At 63.7% G+C, this 15,386-nt stretch carries 16 protein-coding genes and 1 tRNA gene; 9 read left to right on the top strand and 8 right to left on the bottom strand.

Annotated elements, in window-relative coordinates; genetic code table 11:
- Positions 1 to 383: 383 nt before the first annotated feature.
- Positions 384 to 833, bottom strand: coding sequence for a DUF4440 domain-containing protein (locus BN1233_RS20840; protein WP_048708613.1), 450 nt, complete (start codon positions 831 to 833; stop codon positions 384 to 386).
- Positions 834 to 1,111: 278 nt separating this feature from the next.
- Between BN1233_RS20840 and BN1233_RS20835 the strand changes: the two genes are divergently transcribed.
- The 5 genes from BN1233_RS20835 to BN1233_RS20820 all read left to right on the top strand — a co-directional run bounded on the left by BN1233_RS20835 (position 1,112) and on the right by BN1233_RS20820 (position 4,937).
- Positions 1,112 to 1,837 carry a Crp/Fnr family transcriptional regulator gene (locus BN1233_RS20835; RefSeq protein ID WP_046865549.1) on the top strand — a complete coding sequence of 242 codons (726 nt, stop codon included), beginning with the start codon at positions 1,112 to 1,114 and terminating at the stop codon, positions 1,835 to 1,837.
- Between the two features lie 220 nt (positions 1,838 to 2,057).
- Complete coding sequence (locus BN1233_RS47115) at positions 2,058 to 2,195, top strand: hypothetical protein (RefSeq protein ID WP_154678280.1); 138 nt, start codon at positions 2,058 to 2,060, stop codon at positions 2,193 to 2,195.
- 151 nt (positions 2,196 to 2,346) lie between these two features.
- On the top strand, positions 2,347 to 3,087 hold the full coding sequence (locus BN1233_RS20830) for a sensor histidine kinase (protein WP_147707410.1): 741 nt from the start codon (positions 2,347 to 2,349) through the stop codon (positions 3,085 to 3,087).
- Positions 3,087 to 4,520 carry an ATPase domain-containing protein gene (locus BN1233_RS20825; RefSeq protein WP_046865547.1) on the top strand — a complete coding sequence of 478 codons (1,434 nt, stop codon included), beginning with the start codon at positions 3,087 to 3,089 and terminating at the stop codon, positions 4,518 to 4,520. Before BN1233_RS20830 ends, BN1233_RS20825 begins: the two co-directional genes overlap by 1 nt.
- 51 nt (positions 4,521 to 4,571) lie before the next feature.
- Complete coding sequence (locus tag BN1233_RS20820) at positions 4,572 to 4,937, top strand: response regulator (protein ID WP_046865546.1); 366 nt, start codon at positions 4,572 to 4,574, stop codon at positions 4,935 to 4,937.
- A 721-nt stretch (positions 4,938 to 5,658) separates the two neighbouring features.
- Here the strand turns inward: BN1233_RS20820 and BN1233_RS20815 are convergent.
- The gene (locus tag BN1233_RS20815) at positions 5,659 to 6,645 is read right to left on the bottom strand and encodes an ABC transporter substrate-binding protein (protein WP_046865545.1); all 987 of its coding nucleotides are present in this window, start codon (positions 6,643 to 6,645) and stop codon (positions 5,659 to 5,661) included.
- On the opposite strand from BN1233_RS20815, the gene BN1233_RS20810 reads away from it, so the two are divergent.
- The gene (locus BN1233_RS20810) at positions 6,644 to 6,928 is read left to right on the top strand and encodes a hypothetical protein (RefSeq protein ID WP_046865544.1); all 285 of its coding nucleotides are present in this window, start codon (positions 6,644 to 6,646) and stop codon (positions 6,926 to 6,928) included. The genes BN1233_RS20815 and BN1233_RS20810 overlap by 2 nt on opposite strands.
- Before the next feature lie 465 nt (positions 6,929 to 7,393).
- Here BN1233_RS20810 and BN1233_RS20805 read toward each other — a convergent pair.
- The 3 genes from BN1233_RS20805 to BN1233_RS20795 form a co-directional block, all read right to left on the bottom strand.
- A tRNA-Gly gene (locus tag BN1233_RS20805) sits at positions 7,394 to 7,468 on the bottom strand.
- A 52-nt stretch (positions 7,469 to 7,520) separates the two neighbouring features.
- Positions 7,521 to 8,606, bottom strand: coding sequence for a 2'-deoxycytidine 5'-triphosphate deaminase (locus tag BN1233_RS20800; protein WP_046865543.1), 1,086 nt, complete (start codon positions 8,604 to 8,606; stop codon positions 7,521 to 7,523).
- A gap of 69 nt (positions 8,607 to 8,675) precedes the next feature.
- The gene (locus BN1233_RS20795) at positions 8,676 to 9,308 is read right to left on the bottom strand and encodes a CDP-alcohol phosphatidyltransferase family protein (RefSeq protein WP_046865542.1); all 633 of its coding nucleotides are present in this window, start codon (positions 9,306 to 9,308) and stop codon (positions 8,676 to 8,678) included.
- Positions 9,309 to 9,488: 180 nt separating this feature from the next.
- On the opposite strand from BN1233_RS20795, the gene apaG reads away from it, so the two are divergent.
- Both apaG and argE read left to right on the top strand, forming a co-directional pair.
- Positions 9,489 to 9,881, top strand: coding sequence for a Co2+/Mg2+ efflux protein ApaG (gene apaG, locus BN1233_RS20790; RefSeq protein ID WP_046865541.1), 393 nt, complete (start codon positions 9,489 to 9,491; stop codon positions 9,879 to 9,881).
- Between the two features lie 7 nt (positions 9,882 to 9,888).
- Positions 9,889 to 11,058, top strand: coding sequence for an acetylornithine deacetylase (gene argE, locus BN1233_RS20785; protein ID WP_046865540.1), 1,170 nt, complete (start codon positions 9,889 to 9,891; stop codon positions 11,056 to 11,058).
- A gap of 194 nt (positions 11,059 to 11,252) precedes the next feature.
- Here argE and BN1233_RS20780 read toward each other — a convergent pair whose 3' ends face one another.
- The 3 genes from BN1233_RS20780 to BN1233_RS20770 are packed head-to-tail and all read right to left on the bottom strand — an operon-like array spanning position 11,253 to position 14,376.
- Positions 11,253 to 12,245 carry an Hsp33 family molecular chaperone gene (locus BN1233_RS20780; RefSeq protein ID WP_046865539.1) on the bottom strand — a complete coding sequence of 331 codons (993 nt, stop codon included), beginning with the start codon at positions 12,243 to 12,245 and terminating at the stop codon, positions 11,253 to 11,255.
- Positions 12,242 to 13,171: an ornithine carbamoyltransferase gene (gene argF, locus BN1233_RS20775; protein ID WP_046865538.1), complete on the bottom strand. Its 930-nt coding sequence runs from the start codon at positions 13,169 to 13,171 to the stop codon at positions 12,242 to 12,244. Before argF ends, BN1233_RS20780 begins: the two co-directional genes overlap by 4 nt.
- Positions 13,168 to 14,376, bottom strand: a complete 1,209-nt coding sequence (locus tag BN1233_RS20770; protein WP_046865537.1) for an aspartate aminotransferase family protein — start codon at positions 14,374 to 14,376, stop codon at positions 13,168 to 13,170. The genes argF and BN1233_RS20770 overlap by 4 nt, the downstream gene beginning before the upstream one ends.
- 367 nt (positions 14,377 to 14,743) lie before the next feature.
- Between BN1233_RS20770 and BN1233_RS20765 the strand changes: the two genes are divergently transcribed.
- Positions 14,744 to 15,286, top strand: coding sequence for a GcrA family cell cycle regulator (locus BN1233_RS20765; RefSeq protein WP_046865536.1), 543 nt, complete (start codon positions 14,744 to 14,746; stop codon positions 15,284 to 15,286).
- Positions 15,287 to 15,386: the final 100 nt, after the last annotated feature.

Genomic DNA, 15,386 nt, shown 5'->3' with positions numbered 1-15,386 from the left:
TCAGCCTCGCCTTCCGGAAAGCCACACCGACTCGTTTCTCTCGGGCCGTCAAGGTTCCCGAAGCTGGAACTCCGGCTCCTCCACTATGTTGGCTGACATAGTCAAGCAGAGACGGAGGCCGAGCCATGATGTGCCAGTTCTGCAAGCAGGACGTGAAAGACCCCTGCCACAACAGGGAGGAGATGCAGCAGCGGGCCACAAGCCACGTTGAGCGTTGCGAGACAGCCCTGAAGAGCCACCACGGTACGGGGCTCGGAGCCCATCCCAAGGACATTCAGGGCAGGCATTGAGCAGGATGCTGATGCAGCCTTGTGGCGTCAGCATCAGGAGCAGAATCGCACGTCGGCGGTGCAGGATCAGGGGGCGGAAGGCCCCCTTCTCGATCAGTGGGTGTTCCAGATGGCGTAAGTAATGCGGCGCTGGTCGCCTTGGCCTTCCAACACGTTGAGGAAGTAGCCCTTGACCTCGTGCTTCTTGCCATCATTGCCCGGAGCCATGACTTGCCACTGGCCGTACATGGTCAGCGTGTCACCTTTCGTCTCGGCCCCCTCGACCCGCAGCTTGTGGTCTGAGGCCCCCGCCTTGAACAGGCCCTCATAATAGTTCTGGACGGCTTCAACTCCCTTCAGGGGTTGACTGCTGCCTGCCGGGAGCACCACCGCATCGGGGGCATAGAACGTCGCCAGTGTCTTGGCATCGGCTTTGTTGAAGGTCTGGTCCCACTTGTCGGCACCAGCCTGTGCCTGCGCCTTCATGTCCTGCCCGAAGGTCAGGGTCGGGAGTAGGAGCCCGCCGATCAGCACACACGCGTGTACAAGCTTAGTATGTGACATCGCCGTTTCCTCCGTCGTGGCCCGCTGTCAGGCTGTGGCCGACGTGAACGGACCATTCCAAAGGTGAGCATGAGAAATTCAGCAGGGTCAACGCATCAAAAGGAATAGTCCCGGCAACGGGTTGCTGAGGCTTCATCTTGGCGCGGATCTCGCCGTCTTCTCTCTCGTCTATCCGCTGCCCACGATGGGACTCGCCGGGGTGCCCCACCCCGTAGCGAAATGCCCCTGATCTGCCGTTATCCAGTCGGACTGTCTTAGGGCGACAGTGGGACTCTGCCATGGCATCCGCGAAGGCCAATCATCGACCCAACCGGCTCCTCGCAGCTATGGAGCCGCAAGACTTTGCGCGGATCGAGCCTAAACTCGACATCGTAGACTTGCCGAGAGGCAAGGTTCTCTACGAGAGTGGTGAGACCATCCAATACGCCTACTTTCCACATGACATGGTCGTCTCCCTGGTGGCGGTCATGGAGGATGGGGCCTCAGCCGAGATGGCCGTGTTCGGGTGTGAGGGCGTGTTCGGCTTCATCACCGCTGCCATCTCTCGCCGAAGCTTCGGGCGCTATGTCGTGCAGGTTCCCGGCAGGGCCTCACGCATTGCCGTCGAGCCGCTTCAGGCCGCTTTCGATGCGAGCGCGACCCTGCGGGAACTCTTCCGGCGCTACGGCGAGGCGCTTCTGGTCCAGACCTTTCAGACCGTTGCCTGCAATGCGCTCCACTCTGTCGAGGCCCGGTGCTGCCGCTGGATCCTGAGCACCCATGATCGGGTGAAACACGATACCTTGCCGCTCACGCATGAGTTTCTGGCCGAGATGTTGGGTGTCCAACGCTCCACGGTCAGCATCATCACACGGACACTCCAGACGGCGGGGCTGATTACTCAAAGCCGGGGCGGCATCACGGTCACAGATCGAGCCGGTCTCGAAGAGGCGGCCTGCGAGTGCTACGACACAGTTCGGCGCACCTTCAAACACCTCCTGCCCAAGACCCATTCGCATGACTAATAGCCGTGCGAAGCTTCAGGCATGGACCGTACGGTAAAGACCCGGATATCTCTCGGCGGCTATCATTCATCCGGCGCATATGCCCCTCGAATGATAGGGCGCGGCAGTCTCTGATGCACGCCAATAGCCGGGGCTCCCTCACGCGACTGGCGCGGCTCTCGTCGTCGTCTTCTCGCTCCTCTGTCCACCTCTCGTACGGGCGCTTGATGACACCGCCGTCGTGACCGACCCCGCCAAGGTCCTCGACGGCGACACCCTCGACATCGGCACCACCCACATTTGCTTCTACGGAATCGATGCACCCGAGGGTGCCCAATGCTTCATCGACCCAGAGGACATCAAAATGGTTGATGGCTAGGCTTCCACTGGTGGGAAGTGTAAACAAGCCCTGCTCTGAGACAATTCGGCTGCCCTCAGACGAACCCATCCATTAGCGTCGTGGTCAGACGGTGAGGGCCAATTCTTTGAACGGGGATAAGAAAGCGAGCGCGGCTGCGAGGACAAGGGATGTGGATGAGCGCATGCTGATCGAGGAACTCCGGGCCGCCGTCCGGGCGCGGGACGACTTCCTGAGCATCGCCGCGCATGAACTCCGCAACCCCATGCACGCGCTGGCGCTCCAAGCGTCCAGCGCACTCAGGGCCGCCCACAAGCACGGCCATCCTGATCTCGTCCAGCGCCTCGAAAGAGTCGTTCTCGCCATCAACCGCTACGTGCAAAGGGCAAACCTGCTGCTTGATATTTCCCGGATTAATGCCGGGCGTCTGCACCTGACCTGTGAGGAGATCGACCTCGCCCAGATCGTTCGCGACGCCGTGGTCTCCTACGAGGCCGAAGCCGAACATCACGGCGTTGTGTTCAATCTCGATATTCCCGAGACCGTGCTCCTCCGCGGAGACCGGGTCGCTCTGGAACAGATTGCGGCCAATCTCGTCTCGAATGCGATCAAGTATGGGAATGGTGCGCCGGTCGATCTCAGGCTTGCGCGGACGCCACACAGGAGCGTAGAGCTTGTGGTCAAGGATCATGGCGTTGGTATCTCCGAGGCCGATCAAAAACGTATCTTCGACCGTTTTGAGCAGATAATGACCGGCCAGCCCCGCGCTGGCTTCGGGATTGGGCTCTGGCTCGTGCGCTCGCTCGTGGAAGCCCATCAAGGCGCGATCACGGTCGAAAGCACACTTCACCAGGGCTCGACCTTCACGGTTCGGCTCCCTCTCGACACGAACTCCTTTCATGCAGACCAGTGATGAGTGACCACGACAGCCTTGAACTCGAACGGGTCCCCAGCGGCATTCCGGGACTCGATACTATCCTGCGCGGCGGTCTGCTGCGCGGCGGTCTGCTGCGCGGCGGCGTCTATATCGTCCAGGGTGTGCCAGGGGCTGGCAAGACGATCTTCGCCAATCAGGTCTGCTTTTATCACACGGCTCGTGGCAGGCGCGCGGTCTTTGCGACGCTTCTGGCCGAGTCCCATGCCCGGATGCTTCAGCATCTGCGCTCGCTCAGTTTTTTCGATGAAACCGTCATCCCCGAGCGGATGATCTACGTCAGCGCCTTCCAGGCCCTGGAGAGCGACGGTTTGAAGGGGCTATTCGACCTTTTACGACGCGAGGTTCGAGGGCACAGGGCCGACTTCCTGGTGGTGGATGGCTTCCTGGCCGTGGAGGACGTGGCCCCCTCGGCAGGCGATCTCAAGAAGTTCATCAGCGAGCTACAGAGCATCGCCTCGATAGCGAACTGCACGGTGCTGTTGTTGACCAACGGCACAGGCCGCGCGGTCTGTCCCGAGCAGACGATGGTCGATGGCGTGATCGAGCTGGAAGACCAGATCATCGCGCCCCGTGCCGAACGCTATCTGCGGGTGCGCAAATTCCGAGGAAGCGGTTTCCTGCGGGGGCACCACGGCTATCGCATCACAGATGGTGGCCTGGAGGTCTTCCCGCGTGTTGAGGCGGCGTTCGCGACGCCCTCGCGGGCCGACGAGTATCGTCCCGACAGGATGCGGACCGGCGTGCCGAGCCTCGACGAGATGCTCCTGGGCGGGCTTCCCGTTGCGACCACGACCGCGTTGATCGGGCCGACCGGATCGGGCAAGAGCACCCTCGGCCTTCAATTTCTGTCCTTGTCGAACCCGGACGAGCCCGGCCTCATTTTCGGGTTCTACGAGACCCCCCAGAGGCTGCGCAGCAAGGCCGCCTCATTCGGGATCGACTTGGCGGGCCTGGAGGCACGCGGTGCCGTCGAGATCGTCTGGCAGGCTCAAGGGGAGAACCGGCTCGACGAACTCGGGCATCGCCTGCTCGATGCGGTGCGACGGCGCGGGGTCAAGCGCCTGTTCGTCGATGGTCTGGGCGGGATGATTCAGTCTGCTGCGCACCCGGATCGGATCACGCGCTTCTTTGCCGTGCTTGCCAACGAATTGCGAGCCCTGGGGATCACGACCGTCTACACGCTCGAAATGGAAGGCGTTTACGGGGAGGGGATGACCATACCCGTGGCTGGCATCTCCTCGCTGATTGAAAACCTGATCATGCTGCGCCGGGTGGAAATCAGGTCTCGAATGCACCGGTCGGTTTCCATTCTGAAGCTGCGCGACAGCGATTTCGACATGGCCGTCCGCGACTTCAGCATCACCCGAAACGGCATCGCGATCGGCCCGCCTCTGGAGGAGGTGAAGTGAGCCACTCCGGGAATGAACATCGTCTATCCCCATACGCATGAGGGCTGAAGCGTGAAGACGGTCCTCGTGGTGGACGACGAGTTCAGCATAGCCCTCTTGCTCGCTGCCGTGCTGGAAGACGAGGGCTATCGCGTGATCACGGCGGCCAACGGTCGGCAGGCCCTGGAGCGCATGGCCGAGACCAAGCCCGACTTGATCATCTCGGATTTCATGATGCCGATCATGGATGGGGCCGCGCTTGGACGCGCTGTGCGCGCTCATCCGACCTACCGCAATATTCCGATGATCATGACGAGCGGGCTGCCTGAGAACGCGATTCACGAACAGTTCGACGGGTATAGCGCTTATCTGAGAAAGCCGTTCTTTGAACCGGCTTTGCTGAAGGTGCTCTCTGAGGTTCTAGGGCGCCGAGGCTAGGCGACTTGTGTTGTGACGAGCCAAGCTATGTAATCCGGCGGGGCGATCGGTTCGTCCGGAATGCCTCAAAACGCCGTACCGAAGATCGCGATAGAGAGCGATGGGGGGCGCTCGATTCCGGTCGGAACGGAAGGTCGCGTAGTAGACCTACGAGTTCCTGGAGCAACCGTTCTCTTGGCGCTCGCGTCACTTGCCCCATTACCTCGAATGACCCGCCACCGTCTCAGTGGCGGTGGCTCGTCAGGAGAAGGGAGGAGATATCCGGTCCAGGTCTGTGAACCTCGCCTTTTGACTGGGAAAGCCGGGGCATCGCCGCCTCGCTAAGTGTGCGGTGCCTCACGAGGCTCCACCCCGGTCAACGGAGCAAACCGACAGGGCATTTCTGTTCCTGTCAAGTAAGTGTAAATGGTGGCAATTACGACGGCGACACCTGAACGCGCGCTACGCGAGCCGCTAAAGCGGCTTTTCACGCTCATGAGTTGTCTGTGCCTTTGCACGGACGCTTTCCACGAAGGAGGGTTCGTCTGCCAACCGTTGATAGGTCGGCTGAGGCATGCCCCCCGTTAGAGCGCAGAATGCAGCTTCGCCCGGATCGGCCGATGTTCCGGGATGATCCATCATGGCAATGCAAGTGGGGGCTCGGACGATAACGTAGTTGCTGCAAGGTGAGATGAACTCACCGTCGTCGATGCCGAAATTCCTGCGATGAACCCGCGCCGCCTTACTCGATCACCTCATCGACCTGCACGAGGATCGACAGCGGAATCTCCGAGCCCAGTGCTCTTGCGGTCGTCAGATTGGCGACCAGCCTGAACGTGTTCGGCTGCTCTACGGGGAGATCGGCGGGATTCTCTCCCTTGAGGATTTTATCCACGTAGACCGCTGCGCGGCGGACATGTGCCGTGTAATCCGGGCTGTACCCGAACAAGCCACCCTCCGCGACGAACAAGGGGTCGTTGGACATCGCGGGGATGTGGTGCTGCATGGCAAATTCGGCGATCTGGTGATAGCTATCCACGATGATCCCGCTCCGGAGGACGAGCAGGGCATCGGTGGTATTGTTGACCGACATCGTGAGCGCGTTCCGTAGCTCGTCAGAACCCCGAATCTGAATCGAAACGACCTCGATGCCCGCTGGAGCCGCCGCGCTCTGAACCGCCTCAAAGGCGTTCCGGCGAGATCGCGGTTCCGGAGATGCCGAGTCAATCGGCGTCCAGAGGAGGAACAGCCGCCGCAATCTGGGAAAGAATTCCTTGAGGAGTTCGATTCGCTTGCCGAAGTGTTCTCGACCGCTGGTCGACAGGCCCGTGAAAGTGCCGCCCGGATGCGCGAGGCTCTGAATGACCCCGAGGCTTATCGGGTCGAACGTGACAACCATGACGACCGGTATCGTCCCGGCCCTGTCTCTGAGCGCAAGGGTCGTTGCAGAGTTCTTGGACACGATTACAGCGGGCTTGAGAGCGACGATCTCTTTCACCAAATCGGGCAGACGCTCGTTCTGCGAGATGGACGTACGTACCTCGAAGCGGATGTTCCGGCCCTCAACGTAGTGCAGGTCATGCAGACTTTCACGAAGTACTGGAACGATGGACTCCTCGGGAGGATCGGTCTCCAGCACGGCCACGAGTGGGACGCGTGCCTCCTGCGCCAGAAGTGGCGGCACGAACACAGCCAAGGCAAAGGTTAGCCAGAAAAGGGCGGGCCGCATGATCGCCTCCGCGCGTCACGGAGCCGGGCTGGATGGTAGACGAGGTCAATGCGTTCCCGAAAGCCGCATAAAGCTGAATAGTGCATTCAGATCGAAAGACATCGTCGACTCCCAAGTCGCTCGCTTCGTCGAGGAGGGCCGGATCGCTGAGGTCGCGGCCTACTGCGAGACCGATGTCGTGAGCACCTCCCGGATCCAGCTTGCTGATGAACTTTTCCGGGGAGCCCTGACCCCGGACCAGTTCCGGGCCAGCGAGGAGAGCCTGTTCGAGTATGTTGGGTAGAAGATCCCGACGAAGCCGCATCTTGGATACCCGATCGCGAAGGGCTCGGCGATCACGGTTCAGGTAGACGGCAGGCCGACAGTGCTCCCGGATGTCATGGTATCGGAGATCGTAGTCCCGCAGGGGGCATGAGGAAGACGGGAGTGCCCAGCGCTCAGAGGGCGACGCCAAACGGGTGAGGGAGCATAAAGCACGACAATGTCGTGGTTTACCAAGCCTCTCTGCCGCAAATCGCAACCCTTTCACTTCCGGAGATGGCATCAGCGAATGAGGCAGGATTCACAGGCGAACCGCTACTACCCGTATCGAGGGATTAGTCTATAAGTCCGGCAGTCGGAAGGCTGGCTGTGAACTGATTGGGGTTTGGGGACCTCATGTTCCGGTTCCAACCGGTTTTCTCAACCTGTTCCGGTCGAAATTCCATTGCCCAAAAAGCGTAAACCCCTGCTTTCGCAGGGGCTTGAATGGAGCGGGCGATCGGGATCGAACCGACGACATTCAGCTTGGGAAGCTGACGTTCTACCACTGAACTACGCCCGCGTGCCCCTTCCATAACCGGCTTGGCGGGTCTCCCGCAAGGGGGCCGATACCCTCAGCGGAAGTGTTTGGACAGCTTCAGGCCCTGTGCCTGATAGTTCGACCCGGCACCTGCGCCGTAGAGCACCCGGGGGCGCTCGGCCATGCGTTCATAGACCAGACGCCCGACGATTTGGCCGTCCTCCAGAATGAACGGCACGTCGCGGGAGCGGACCTCGAGCACAGCCCGTGCCCCTGCCCCGCCGGCTTCCACATGGCCGAAGCCGGGATCGAAGAAGCCGGCGTAATGCACCCGGAACTCGCCGACGAGCGGATCGAAAGGCACCATCTCGGCCGCATAGTCAGGGGGCACGTGCACGGCCTCCTTGGAGGCAAGGATATAGAACTGTCCCGGATCGAGGATGAGCGTTCGCGAGGGCTCGGCCGCGAGCGGCTCCCAGAAATCGGAGACCCTGTAGGCGCCGGGCTTGTCGACGTCGACGAGGCCCGTGTGGCGCTTCGCACGGTAACCCACGAGGCCATCGAAGCCGGCAAGATCGACGCTCACGGCGACCCCGCCCTGAATCGATGGCTCGGCGGAGGTCACGATCCGCTCCCGCTCGTGGAGTGCCAGGAGCGCTGCATCATCGAGGCGTACCTCGCCCCTCCGCAGGCGCAACTGGGAGAGCCGGGTCCCGGTCCGCACCAGGACAGGAAAGGTGCGCGGCGAGATCTCGGCGTAGAGCGGCCCCTGATAGCCGGCCTCGACGGCATCGAACTCCCGCGCGCGATCCGTGATGACCCGGGTGAACACGTCGATCCGGCCGGTCGAGCTCTTCGGGTTCGCGGCGGCCGAGAGATCCTTGGGGAGCGCCAGGCTCTCGAGGAGTTCGGCGATATAGACGCATCCTGTCTCGAGCACGGCCCCGGCCTCGAGATCGATCTCGTGCAGGGCCAGTTGCTCGAGCCGGTCCCGCACCGGGCGCTCCGGGCCCGGAAGGAAGCTGGCCCGCACCCGGAAGACGCGCCGGCCGAGCCGGAGATCGAGGCTCGCGGGCTGCACTTGGTCCGGAGCGAAAGGTGTGGCCATGCGGATCACGCCGGCCTCAGCCAGGCGCAAGATCGCATCGCCCGATTGGATGCCGTCGCGCAGCGGGTGCATGGGTTCGCCCCTCTGAAAAGGAGGCTTGTCCTAGCTGAGCCGGGTTCCGGGGCCAAGAGCCCGAACCGTTCAGGGTTCCTCCTCCGGATCGGGCTCGTCCCGGAAGACGCGCCGCGCCAGGGTCACGCGGGTGATCGCACTCATGAGCGTCAGGGCCGCGAACCCGTAGGCCAGCACGGGGAAGCCCGCCGGCCAGAGGATCATCAAGGCGAAGGTGATGATTGTCTCTGTCCCCTCGGCAAGGCCGACCGAGAAATAAATCGACTTCAGGCCTCGGATCTGCGTGTCGAGACCGCGCTTGGCGGCAACCGCCGCAAAGGCCAGGAAGCTCGCGCCGTTCACGTAGAAGGCAAAGAGGAGAAGGCAGGCCGGCACGGCATTCGCCGCCGGATCGCGCAGCGCGAAGGCGAGCGGGATCGCGCCGTAGAAGACGAAGTCGAAGACGATGTCGAGAAATCCGCCGAGATCGGTGTGGCGGCTCGCCCGTGCGACGGCCCCGTCGAGCCCGTCTAGAAGCCGCCCTGACAGCATGAGAAGAAGCGCCAGAACCTCCGCCTGCCCGATGATTGCGACGGCGCTGGCGAGCCCTGCCACGAGCCCGAGCCCCGTGAGCGTGTCCGCCGAGACGCCGCGCGCGGCGAGCGCCCGCCCCATCAGGTTGAGGGGCGGATCGATGGCGCGTCTCATGATGCCGTCGAGCATGTCTCGCAGGGCTCCGGGGGCCGATCCTCGATCGCATTGACGAGGGCGAAGGCGGGCTCTACCACGGCCGAAAGGCCCTTCCTACGGGCGCTGCAGCGTCATCATCGCCCTCAATGGGTGATCCGATGCCGGGCCGGGAGGACAGGGCGGAAACCGGCCCCGGCGCGGCAAGGAGCGATGATGTACAAGGCCGTAACGCGCGGCATCAGCGTCACCGTCATGCCGCGTTTCGTGCCGGAGGAATCCTCTCCCGAGGAGGGACGATACTTCTTCGCCTACACGGTCGAGATCATTAATACCGGGCTCGAGCGGGTGCAGTTGCGGTCCCGCCACTGGCGCATCGTCGATGGGAACGGACAAGTCCGGGAGGTCGAGGGTCCCGGTGTCGTCGGAAAGCAGCCGGTGCTCGGGCCTGGAGAGAGTTTCAGCTATACGAGCGGCTGTCCGCTCACCACGCCGGACGGCACCATGCAGGGCACATACGCTATGGTAACCGCTGCCGGTGAATCCTTCGATGCCGAGATCCCGGCCTTCTCGCTGGACTCGCCCCATGTGAAGCGCGTGGTCCATTGAGGAGTTCATGATCGGAAAAGGCCTGCGGCTCACGCCGCTGGAGATGCTGGCGCGGCTCGTTGCGTTCGATACCGAGAGTTCGAAGTCCAACCTCCCCCTGATCACCTTTGTCGAGGAATACCTGCGCGGCTGGGGCGTGCCCTTCGTGCGGCTGCCCGACGCCTCCGGCGCGAAAGCCGCGATCTTCGCAACAATCGGCCCCGCCGACCGAAGCGGGATCGTTCTTTCGGGCCACACGGATACGGTTCCGGTCGCGGGACAGGTCTGGACGTCGGATCCGTTCACTCTGCGGATCGAGAATGGACGCGCCTATGGCCGCGGCGCCGTCGACATGAAGGGTTTCGGCGCCCTGGCCCTCGCTCTCGTGCCCGAATTCCTGGTGGCGGATCTCAGGACGCCGATCCACATCCTGCTCTCCTACGACGAAGAGACGACCTGTCTCGGCGTCGTCGATGCCGTCCGGCGGATGGGGACCGAAGTGCCGCGGCCGCTGGCGGTCATCGTCGGCGAGCCGACGAGCCTCGAGGTTGCCGACGCGCACAAGAGCGTCGTCACGTATCGCACGACGGTCCACGGCTCCGAGGCGCACTCGTCGAAACCGGCGCTCGGCGCGAGTGCCGTGATGGCAGCCGGCGATCTCATTGCGGGGCTCAACCGCATCGCGGACGAGATGATGGAGCGCGGCGATCCGAGCGGCCGCTTCGATCCGCCCTATACGACCGTGCATGTCGGCACGATCCAGGGTGGTACCGCCCGCAACATCATGGCCCGCCACTGCGACTTTCACTGGGAGTTCAGGGGCCTGCCGGATCTCGACCCGACGGAGATCCCGAACCGGTTTGAGGCGCTCTCACGGGAGGTCGAGCGGACGCGGCTCAACCGCTTCGGAGATTACGGGCGGATCGAGACGATGCTCGAGGTGGCGGTGCCGGGGCTTGCATCCGAGCCCGGTTCGGAGGCGGAAATTCTCGCGAAGCGCCTCGCCGGGCGCAACCGGACGACCACTGTCCCGTTCGGGACGGAGTCGGGACACTTCCAGGCGGCCGGTATTCCGACGGTGGTCTGCGGGCCGGGCTCGATCGATCAGGCGCACCAGCCCGATGAATACATTACCCTGGAGCACCTCGAAGCCGGCGCCGCCTTCATGCGCAGGCTTGCTGCGGCCTGTTCGCGTTAGTTGGACTCCGGAGACGGCTGCACTTCGTCAATTCGAGCCGCAGGCGAAGCAATCTACCCGTTCCAGTGCCACATCGTCTTTGCGAGCCGCAGGCGAAGCAATCTACCCCTGGACGGGTTTGCCGCCGCATTGCGCACTGCGTTCGCAATGACGGGGTAAGGGCAACCTCGCACCCGGAGGGATCCCACCGGGTTCTACCCTGCGTCAGGTCGCGCGATCTCCTCTTCGACCTCGCGCGGATCGAGATCGTAGACTGTCGAGCAGAACTCGCAGGTGATCTCAATCCGGCCGTTGTCGCCGATCATGTCGCGGCGGTCCTGCTCCGGGAAATTGCGCATCATCTTGATGATGCGCTCGCGCGAGCACCGGCAGGCTTCGTGCACGGCGATCCCGTTGAAAACGCGAACGCCCCGCTCGTGAAACAGGCGGTAGAGCAGGCGTTCGCTCGACACGCCGGGATCGACGAGTTCGTGATCCTCGATGGTCTCGACGAGCGACTTCGCTTCGACCCAGGCATCGTCCTCCGATGGAGGCTCCGCATCGTGCGCGGGATGCCCCTCGGGAATGTCGCCAGGCGAGAAGTCCCCCTGACGTTGGCGTTCGGGTGATACGGGCAGGAACTGCACCATCAGACCGCCGGCACGGTAGGACTGGCGGCCGGCTTCGAACTGCTCCGCGACCGCGAGCCGGACTCGGGTCGGGATCTGCTCGGATTGCCGAAAATATTGGTGCGCAGCCTCTTCGAAGCCCCCACCTTCGAGGGGAACAACACCTTGGTAGCGGCTGAACTCCGGGCCGCGATCGATCGTCATGGCGAGCACGCCGGTGCCGAGGAGATCGCCGGTACGCAACGTACCGGTCCCGAGCGCTTCGAGCCTGTCCGCGTCGAAACGAGCCGTGGCCCGGATGCGGTCAGGTGCGTCGAAATCGACGACGATCATCGTGATCGGGCCGTTTGTCTTGGTCTGAAGCTGGAAGCGGCCCTCGAACTTGAGAGAGGTTCCGAGCAGTACCGTGAGGGCGGCCGCTTCGCCGATCACGCGGGCGACGGCATCCGGATAGCCATGGCGGGCAAGGATCGTGTCGATCGACGGCCCGAGGCGCACGACCCTGCCTCGCACGTCGAGCGGCTCGACGGAGAAAGGTAGAACCACATCGTCGGCCCCCTCGAATGCGGCGCCCGTCATGCGCTCGCCGCTCCCAGGCACCAGGCCAGAATGCCCTTCTGGGCATGGAGGCGGTTCTCGGCCTCGTCGAGCACGATGGATTGCGGCCCGTCCATGACCTCGTCCGTCACCTCTTCACCCCGATGGGCCGGCAGGCAATGCATGAAGACCGCATCCTTTCTCGCCGCGCCGAGCAGCTTGGCGTTGACCTGATAGGGCATCAGCAGGTTGTGCCGGCGGCCCTCGTCCTCGTCACCCATGGACACCCAGCAATCCGTGACCACCGCATCCGCTCCGGCCACCGCCTCGAAGGGGTCGGTTGTCAGCCGGACGTCCGCCCCCTCCTCCTTCGCCCAGGACAAAAGTTCGGGGCGAGGCGCAAGTTCCCGAGGTGAGGCGATCTGCAGCCGGAACTCGAACCGGGCTGCGGCATGGACCCAAGATGCCAGCACGTTGTTGGAATCGCCGGTCCAGGCCACGGTCCGGCCCGTGATCGGTCCACGGTGCTCCTCGAACGTCATGATGTCGGCCATGATCTGGCAGGGATGCGTGAGCTTCGTCAGACCGTTGATGACCGGAATGTCGGCATGCCGCGCGAGTTCCAGGACCATCTCGTGGTCCAGGGTGCGGATCATGATCGCATCGACGTAGCGGGACAGAACCCGGGCGGTGTCCGCGATCGTCTCGCCGCGGCCGAGCTGCATCTCCTTGCCGGTGAGCATGAGGGTCTCGCCGCCGAGCTCCCGCATGCCGACGTCGAAGGACACGCGGGTGCGCGTCGAGGGCTTGTCGAAGACCATGGCGAGGGTCTTGCCCGCGAGGGGCCGCTCGCCCTGCACCGCCCCCTTGCGGCGCTTCGCCTTGATGGACCTGCCGGTCTCCAGGACGCGCCGCAATTCGGCACCCGTGAAGTCGCTGAGATCGAGGAAGTGACGCGCGCCGGTCATTCCGCGGCTCCCTTCTGGGCGACGGCCTTGAGCTGCTTCTCGATCGCCGCACAGGCGCGGTCGAGCCGTGCCACGGCCTCGCCGATCTCGGCTTCCGTGATCACGAGCGGAGGCAGCAGGCGGCAGACATTGTCCCCAGCCGCGATCAGGATCAGCTTTTCGGCCCGCGCCGCGTCGATCAGCTCCGTGTTCGGGACATGGGTGCGCAGGCCGACCATGAGCCCTTGCCCGCGGATCTCGGCGATGACGGCGGGGTGGCGGTCCTGCAGCTCGGCGAGCCGCTGCTTCAGGAGGAGCCCGAGGCGCTCGACATTCTCGAGGAAGCCGGGCTCGAGGACGACGTCGAGCACGGCGTTGCCGACGGCCATCGCGAGCGGGTTGCCCCCGAAGGTGGTGCCGTGGCTACCCACCTTCATGCCGCTCGCCGCCTCGGCCGTAGCGAGACAAGCCCCCATGGGAAAGCCCCCGCCGATGCCCTTGGCGATCGTCATGATGTCGGGCGCGACGCTGCTCCATTCATAGGCGAAGAGACGCCCGGTGCGGCCGACGCCGGTCTGGATTTCGTCGTAGATCAGAAGCAGCCCCTCTCGACCGCAGAGCTCCCGAAGGCCCCGCAGGAACTGCGCCGGAACGGGCCGGATGCCGCCTTCGCCCTGGATCGGCTCGATCAGGATCGCGGCCGTCTCGGGACCGATGGCCGCCTCGAGGGCCTTCTGATCTCCGAGCGGAACCTGGTCGAAGCCCTCGACCTTCGGCCCGAAGCCCTCCAGATACTTCTGCTGCCCTCCGGCGGCGATCGTCGCCAACGTGCGGCCGTGGAAGGCCCCCTCGAAAGTGACGATCCGGAATCTTTCCGGATGCCCTTTCGAGGCATGATATTTGCGAGCCATCTTGATCGCGGCCTCGTTCGCCTCGGCGCCGGAATTCGAGAAGAACACGACATCGGCGAAGGTCGCATCGACGAGGCGCTGGGCGAGACGCTCCCCTTCCGGAATCCGGTAGAGGTTCGAGGTGTGCCAGATCTTCCCGGCCTGCTCCGTCAGCGCCTTCACGAGGTGCGGATGGGCGTGACCGAGTGCGTTCACCGCGATCCCTGCCCCGAAATCGAGATATCGCTGCCCGTCATGCCCGATGAGCCAGGGGCCCTCGCCGCGCTCGAACGACAGGTCGGCGCGGGCATAGATCGGCAGCAACGGGGTGTTCACGGCGTGATCTCCGCGGTTCGGACTCAAATGGTCGCAGGGTCGGTCCGGAAAACGAAAGCGCCGCCCGACGAGGGCGGCACGGGCGGGATTCTATTGGAGCAAAATCCACTGTCAATTCAACAGATCTGAACCGATTCATCACGCCGGGCATCGGGGCCGGGGCGAGTTCGTTGGGGAAAACGACAGGGGGGGCATGCCGACTCTTGCGCCGGAGTCAGGCGATCTTGTAGTTTCCGGGAAGTCGAACACGACATTTCGTGCGGCGGCCTTCCACCCTCAGGATCGACCTCCATCAGCGCGGTCGGACGTTGTTTTGTCCGCGAATGATGAGGGATTCCAGGGATTGGCGGCCCGATGGAGGCGGCGGATGAATGATGCGGGCGGAACCTGGACCGAGGAAAGAGTGGAGCTTCTCAAGAAGCTCTGGGCCGAGGGGTCGAGCGCAAGCCAAATCGCCGCCCAGATCGGCGGCGTCTCCCGGAATGCGGTGATCGGCAAGATACACCGTCTCGGCCTCTCGGGGCGAGGCAAGACCAAGACGGGCGCGCAGCAGCAGCCGCAGCGCCCTCGCAAACCCAGTGGACGGACGCCGAGCGCCCCCGCTCCTCTTCCCCAGCCTCGTGCCGTGGCACAGATTCACGCTTTGCCTCAGCCTCTCCCGCCTCCCGTGGAAGAGGCCGAGCAGGAAGTCGCTGCCGAGGAGGTGGTCGTGCCCATGTCGGAGCGCGTGACCATCATGGAACTACGCGAATATATGTGCCGCTGGCCCATGGGCGACCCGACGAAACCCGAGTTCCGGTTCTGCGGCAATCGCTCGCTGACCGGCCTTCCCTACTGCAATCATCACGCGCAGATCGCCTATCAGCCGATCGCCGATCGTCGCCGGGACCGTCGTCTAGCGCGCGCGTAATGGCCGGAGCTGGTTCCGTGATGACGGAGCCAGCTCTCTTCCCGAACTCTCGACACGGTCGAACGGCGCGCCGGATCCACGTCACAGGATCGTGCTTCGG

This window comes from Microvirga massiliensis (assembly GCF_001006805.1).
Classification (GTDB): domain Bacteria; phylum Pseudomonadota; class Alphaproteobacteria; order Rhizobiales; family Beijerinckiaceae; genus Microvirga; species Microvirga massiliensis.
This window is presented reverse-complemented; position numbering and strand designations above follow the sequence as displayed.

Bases quoted from the DNA above. Each gene is read 5' to 3' on its own strand.
- BN1233_RS20840 (WP_048708613.1), bottom strand. From the start codon at position 833: ATGTCACATACTAAGCTTGTACACGCGTGTGTGCTGATCGGCGGGCTC.
- BN1233_RS20835 (WP_046865549.1), top strand. From the start codon at position 1,112: ATGGCATCCGCGAAGGCCAATCATCGACCCAACCGGCTCCTCGCAGCT.
- BN1233_RS20825 (WP_046865547.1), top strand. From the start codon at position 3,087: ATGAGTGACCACGACAGCCTTGAACTCGAACGGGTCCCCAGCGGCATT.
- BN1233_RS20810 (WP_046865544.1), top strand. From the start codon at position 6,644: ATGATCGCCTCCGCGCGTCACGGAGCCGGGCTGGATGGTAGACGAGGT.
- BN1233_RS20815 (WP_046865545.1), bottom strand. From the start codon at position 6,645: ATGCGGCCCGCCCTTTTCTGGCTAACCTTTGCCTTGGCTGTGTTCGTG.
- BN1233_RS20800 (WP_046865543.1), bottom strand. From the start codon at position 8,606: ATGCACCCGCTGCGCGACGGCATCCAATCGGGCGATGCGATCTTGCGC.
- BN1233_RS20795 (WP_046865542.1), bottom strand. From the start codon at position 9,308: ATGCTCGACGGCATCATGAGACGCGCCATCGATCCGCCCCTCAACCTG.
- apaG (WP_046865541.1), top strand. From the start codon at position 9,489: ATGTACAAGGCCGTAACGCGCGGCATCAGCGTCACCGTCATGCCGCGT.
- argE (WP_046865540.1), top strand. From the start codon at position 9,889: ATGATCGGAAAAGGCCTGCGGCTCACGCCGCTGGAGATGCTGGCGCGG.
- BN1233_RS20780 (WP_046865539.1), bottom strand. From the start codon at position 12,245: ATGACGGGCGCCGCATTCGAGGGGGCCGACGATGTGGTTCTACCTTTC.
- argF (WP_046865538.1), bottom strand. From the start codon at position 13,171: ATGACCGGCGCGCGTCACTTCCTCGATCTCAGCGACTTCACGGGTGCC.
- BN1233_RS20765 (WP_046865536.1), top strand. From the start codon at position 14,744: ATGAATGATGCGGGCGGAACCTGGACCGAGGAAAGAGTGGAGCTTCTC.